Below are 4,987 nucleotides of genomic sequence, written 5' to 3'. Positions count from 1 at the left end.
GTCAGGGTCGGCGCGGGGGACGAGGCGGGTGGTGGAGGAGCCGATGAGGAGCAGGCTGCGCATGTCGACGACGGACGGGTCGATGTCGCCGAGCGTGGTCACGGTGACCGTCTCGGTCGGGCCGCCGACGTCCCGGCCGATGACGAGGGGGGTGTCGGGGGCGCGGTGGTCGCGCAGGACGGCGAGGGCACGATCGAGCTGGTCGCGGCGGGTGCGTGACGCCGGGTTGTAGAGGGCGAGGACGAGGTCGGCGCCGGCGGCGGCACGCAGGCGGGCCTCGATGACGTCCCACGGCTTGAGCCGGTCGGACAGCGACAGCACGCAGAAGTCGTGGCCGAGCGGCGCGCCGACCCGGCTCGCCACCGCCTGCGCCGCCGTCAGCCCGGGCACGACCCGCACGTCGACGTGCGCGAACCGGTCCTGCGCCGCCGCCTCGACGACCGCGGTCGCCATCGCGAACACCCCGGGATCGCCCGAGGACACGACCGCGACGGCGGCGCCGGCGGCGGCGAGTTCCAGCGCGTGCTCGGCCCGGTCGGCCTCGACCGTGTTCCCCGATGGATGCCGACGCTGCCCGGGCCGTTCGGGCACCCGGTCGAGGTACGGGCCGTAGCCGATCAGGTCGTCGGCTGCGGCGAGCTCGGCCGCGGCCTGCGGTGTCAGCCAGCCCGCGTCGCCCGGTCCCAGCCCGATCACGACGACCTCGCCGCCGGCGCCCCCGTCGCCCCTGGCCGACGCGGACGCCGCCCTCTCCACCGAGGTGACGCCGGGCGAGGCGACACTGGGCGCGGCGTCACCGAGCGCGGCCTCACCGGGCACGGCCTCACCGGGCGTGACAGCAGCGGTGAGTACCCACTCGGCCTGGCCCGCGCGCAGCGGGGCCGGGTCGCCCGGGCCGCGGACAGGGCTGGGCAGGACGGCGAGGGAGAAGTAGGGGACGCTCGCCGGGTCCACGTCGGCGAGGGGGGCGACGCGCTGGCCGGTGGTGGTCGCCCGTTCGACATACCAGGTGTCGGCGAGGCGGCCGGCCTCGGTGAACGCGTCGCGGACGCCGGGGAAGGTGCGGCCCATCTTGAGCACGACGGCGGTGTCGGTGCCCTCGATGCGCCGGGCGAGGGTGTCCGGCGGCAGGGTGCCCGGCAGGACGGTGAGCACCTCGTTGCCCTCGACGAGCGGGCGGCCGAGCACCGCGCAGCCGGCGGACAGCGACGTCACGCCGGGGACGACCTCGGTCGGGTAGCGGTCGGCGAGGCGGCGGTGCAGGTGGATGAACGAGCCGTAGAAGAACGGGTCGCCCTCGCTGAGCACGACGACGTCGCGGCCGGCGTCGAGGTGGGCTGCCAGGCGCTTGGCGCAGTCCTCGTAGAACTCGTCGATGGCGCCGCGGTAGCCGCCGGGATGGGTGCTCGTCTCGGTGGTGACCGGGTAGACGAGCGCCTCCTCGATCTGGTCGCCGCGCAGGTGGGTGGCGGCGATGCGCCGCGCGATGCTGCGGCCGTGCCGGGCGCTGTGGTAGGCGATCACGTCCGCGTCGCCGATGAGCCGCGCCGCCTTGAGCGTGATCAGCTCCGGGTCCCCGGGGCCGACGCCGACACCCCACAGCCGTCCCGCGCCGCCCGCCCCGCGCTCCTCGACGGCGCTCACTCGTCTTCGCTCGCGATCGCGTTGATGGCGGCGACGGCCATCGCGCTGCCACCACGACGGCCATGGACGACGAGGAACTCGCTGCCCGCCGGGTCGTCGGCGAGCGCCCGCTTCGACTCGGCGGCGCCGATGAAGCCGACCGGCAGGCCGAGGATCGCCGCCGGGCGGGGAACGGAGCCGGCGTCGAGCAGCTCCAGCAGGCGGAACAGCGCCGTGGGCGCGTTGCCGATGGCGACGACGGCGCCGGCCAGCCGCTCACCCCACAGGTCGACGGCGGCGGCGCTGCGGGTGGTGTCGAGCTCGGCGGCCAGCGCCGGCACCCGCGGATCGCCGAGCAGGCACAGGACGTCGTTGTCGGCGGGCAGGCGGCGGCGCGTCACCCCGGCGGCGACCATCTGCGCGTCGCACAGCACCGGCGCGCCGTCGAGCAGCGCCGCCCGGGCCGCGGCGACCACGCCCGGGCTGTACGCCAGGTCGTCGACCAGGTCCACCATCCCGCAGGAGTGGATCATGCGGACGGCGACGCGGGCCACGTCGACGGGCAGCCCGTCCAGGCGCGCCTCAGCCCGGATCGTCGCGAAGGACCGGCGATAGATCTCCGCCCCGTCCCGGACGTACTCCGGACGCGGCGTTCCCGCCGCCACCGTCGGTACCGCCGTTCCCGCCGCCGCGTCCACTCAGTCACCCTCCCGTCCGGTCGACGCGCCCGACGTTCCGGCACGCGTCGACATCAGTTCCTGCAGCGACGCGGACTCGTGGCGCGACGCCAGCTCACGACTCAGCGCCGCCCAGCGATCCGCGGGCAGCTCCTCGCCGCCGTGTACGCGATAGCCGGACTCGTCCGCGATCACGTCGACGACATCACCGGCCGGACGACCGCACCGCCGAGCGCACGCCGACCAGTGCACCGACGTCGTCGATCCCTGGACGTGGGCGGCATAGCGGGCGGCGTCGCGTCGAACGTCGGCGAGGGCGCGCGCGCAGCCCGGACGGCCGGCGCAACTGGTGACGCCGACCCAACCGGACGCCGGATCCACGACGAGCCCGACCGCCGCCAGCCGAGCGCCGAACCCCTGCGACGCGGACGGATCCAGATCACGCAGGACGACCGTCCGCCACGGGGTCACCACCATCCGACTGTCTCCCGCCGCCTCGTCGGCGATCTCGGCGAGCAGGTCGAGCTGGTCGGCGCGCAGTCTCCCGAGCGGGACCAGCACGGTCAGTGCGTACCGACCATCACTGTGCCGGTGCGGCCCTGGTGTGACAGCCGACGCATCGCCCCTGCTCCGGGCCGCCGTGCCCGCCTGGATGATCTCGATGGTGGCCGCCGGGGGCTCCCGATCGTCCGTGCGGGCGCGGCGGGCAGCGAGCTGGGCGGCGGTGAGCAGGCGGTCGTGGCCGGTCGGGAGTTCGGCGATGCGCCAGGCGGGCGTGTCGCCCGGTGCCGTGGCGGCGAGCAGGTCGAGGAAGGCGTGCGCGGCGGCGAGGATCGCGGGGATGGCACAACGCTCGGGCAGGAGCACAGCCCGCGGCTCACCCGCCACGCGGAGCAGCATACGGCCCGCCGGCAGCGCGATCAGGGTGAGGTCGGCGGGGAGGGCGGCGACGTCGCCGCTGCCGTCATCGAGGGCGAACAGGATCCGGCCGGGCAGCGCGGCCAGCGCGGGATCGGCACACAGGGCGCGGTCCAGGGCCTCGACGAGCGGCGTCACATCCCGCCAGGACGCCACGGCGCGGCCGGACAGCGGCGAGGCGACGATGTTGCGGACCCGCTCGTGGGTGTCCGACGGCAGCAGCCCGGCGGCGCGGGCCCGGGCCGCGAGGATGGTGGCGGCGCCGTCGGCGAGGCCCCGGAGCTGGACGTTGCCGCGGGAGGTCAGCTCCAGGTAGCCATCGCCGAACTCACGGGCGCACGCGGCCAGCGCACGGGCGGCGGTGGCGTCGAGCAGGCCACCGGGCAGGCGCAGCCGGGCGAGGGCGCCGTCCGCGGCCGCGTGCGTACGCAGCACCCCCGGGCAGGCGTCGGCGACGCGCTCGCGCGGACTGGTGGGCACCGGCGGAGCATACGTGCGCCAACCGGGCACCCGCCGGCTGATCGGCGTTCGCGTGACTCACCTGATGCGACGTGCGGCGGCCGGGTCATCGAGGTCGGCAGCTGAGCTTCGCCCCACAGCTCTCACGGTCACGGGCACGGGGCCTTGACAGCTGCCGTTCTTGACAGTCCTGGTGCCCGCTCTGCGATGGTGAGGCGGCCACGAGCGGCGAGCGGCGAGGAAGTCCGGTGCGAATCCGGCGCGGTCCCGCCACCGTCACCGGACAGCGAACCTCGACGTACGGCCACTGACGCGGGCGGCGTGCCCGCGCTGGGAAGGCCTGAGGGGAACGTGCGCGGCGCGGCTTCGTCCTCGAAGCCCCGCGGCGCGGATCCGGGAGCCGGGATACTCGCCTCGCCCGCGACGGGCACGGTCCGTCCCGCCATGCCGTGGTCCGGGGCGCCGTCCGGCACCGGCCGGCTGACGCGGGGGCGCGGATCCCCGGGAAAGGCACGACCATGACCCCTGCCCAGACGCCCCCCGTCCAACCGTCACCCGGCGAAACGTCACCCGGCGAAACGTCACCGGCCGAGAGCCTGGCCGCCCCTGCCACGCCCGCCGGCGAGCTGGACGCGACCGTCCTGCTGTTGTCGACGTCGGACACCGACCTGCTCTCGGCGCGTGCGAGCGGTGTCCGCTTCCGGCTCGGCAATCCGGCTCGGGTCGACGTCGCGGACCTCGCCGCCCTGACCGACGGCGTCGACGTCGTCGTGGTGCGCATCCTCGGCGGCCGGCGGATGTGGGAGGAGGGGCTGGACGCGCTGCTCGCCGGCCCGCGGCCGGTGGTCGTGCTCGGCGGGGAGCGTGCCCCGGACGCCGAGCTGATGGCGATCTCGACGGTGCCGGCCGGGATCTGCGCCGAGGCGCACGCCTACCTGGCCGAGGGCGGCCCGGCGAACCTCGCTGAACTGCACCGCTTCCTCGCCGACACGCTGCTGCTCACCGGCGGCGGATTCGCCCCGCCGATCACCACACCGTCCTGGGGCGTCCTCGACCGCCCGGCCGCCGCGACTCGCGACTCCGCCGCCGCGCCCCGGCCCATGGCCGCGTCCAAGCTCGCGGCCGAGCCCGTTGCCACACTCGGGACCGGGACCGGGACCGCCAGCCCCGTGCCAGTGATCGGGATCCTGTACTACCGGGCACATCATGTCGCTGGCAACACGGCGTTCGTCGAGGATCTGTGCGCGGCGGTGGAACGGGCGGGCGGTCGAGGACGCCCCAGGACGGTGTGGTGATCGGCGGGGCGAATC

The 4,987-nt window shown here is 75.6% G+C and carries 4 protein-coding genes and 1 riboswitch; of the genes, 1 reads left to right on the top strand and 3 read right to left on the bottom strand.

Annotation, left to right across the window (positions count from 1 at the left end):
• The 3 genes from C1A33_RS19930 to cobG all read right to left on the bottom strand — a co-directional run.
• Positions 1-1,644: precorrin-2 C(20)-methyltransferase (locus tag C1A33_RS19930; protein ID WP_101832956.1), on the bottom strand; the 1,644-nt coding region annotated here is incomplete at its 3' end.
• Positions 1,641-2,321, bottom strand: a complete 681-nt coding sequence (locus tag C1A33_RS19925) for a precorrin-8X methylmutase (RefSeq protein ID WP_243407741.1) — start codon at positions 2,319-2,321, stop codon at positions 1,641-1,643. The genes C1A33_RS19930 and C1A33_RS19925, both read right to left, overlap by 4 nt.
• Positions 2,322-3,698, bottom strand: a complete 1,377-nt coding sequence (gene cobG, locus C1A33_RS19920; RefSeq protein WP_101832955.1) for a precorrin-3B synthase — start codon at positions 3,696-3,698, stop codon at positions 2,322-2,324.
• Between the two features lie 217 nt (positions 3,699-3,915).
• Positions 3,916-4,087: riboswitch (cobalamin riboswitch) on the top strand.
• 108 nt (positions 4,088-4,195) lie between these two features.
• On the opposite strand from cobG, the gene C1A33_RS33770 reads away from it, so the two are divergent.
• Positions 4,196-4,972 carry a cobaltochelatase subunit CobN gene (locus tag C1A33_RS33770; protein ID WP_341477244.1) on the top strand — a complete coding sequence of 259 codons (777 nt, stop codon included), beginning with the start codon at positions 4,196-4,198 and terminating at the stop codon, positions 4,970-4,972.
• Positions 4,973-4,987: the final 15 nt, after the last annotated feature.

Source organism: Frankia canadensis (assembly GCF_900197875.1).
Classification (GTDB): Bacteria; Actinomycetota; Actinomycetes; order Frankiales; family Frankiaceae; genus Frankia; species Frankia canadensis.
This window is presented reverse-complemented; position numbering and strand designations above follow the sequence as displayed.

What these genes read in the sequence shown, in the direction of transcription:
- C1A33_RS33770 (WP_341477244.1), top strand. Translation starts at nt 4,196, where the DNA reads ATGACCCCTGCCCAGACGCCCCCCGTCCAACCGTCACCCGGCGAAACG.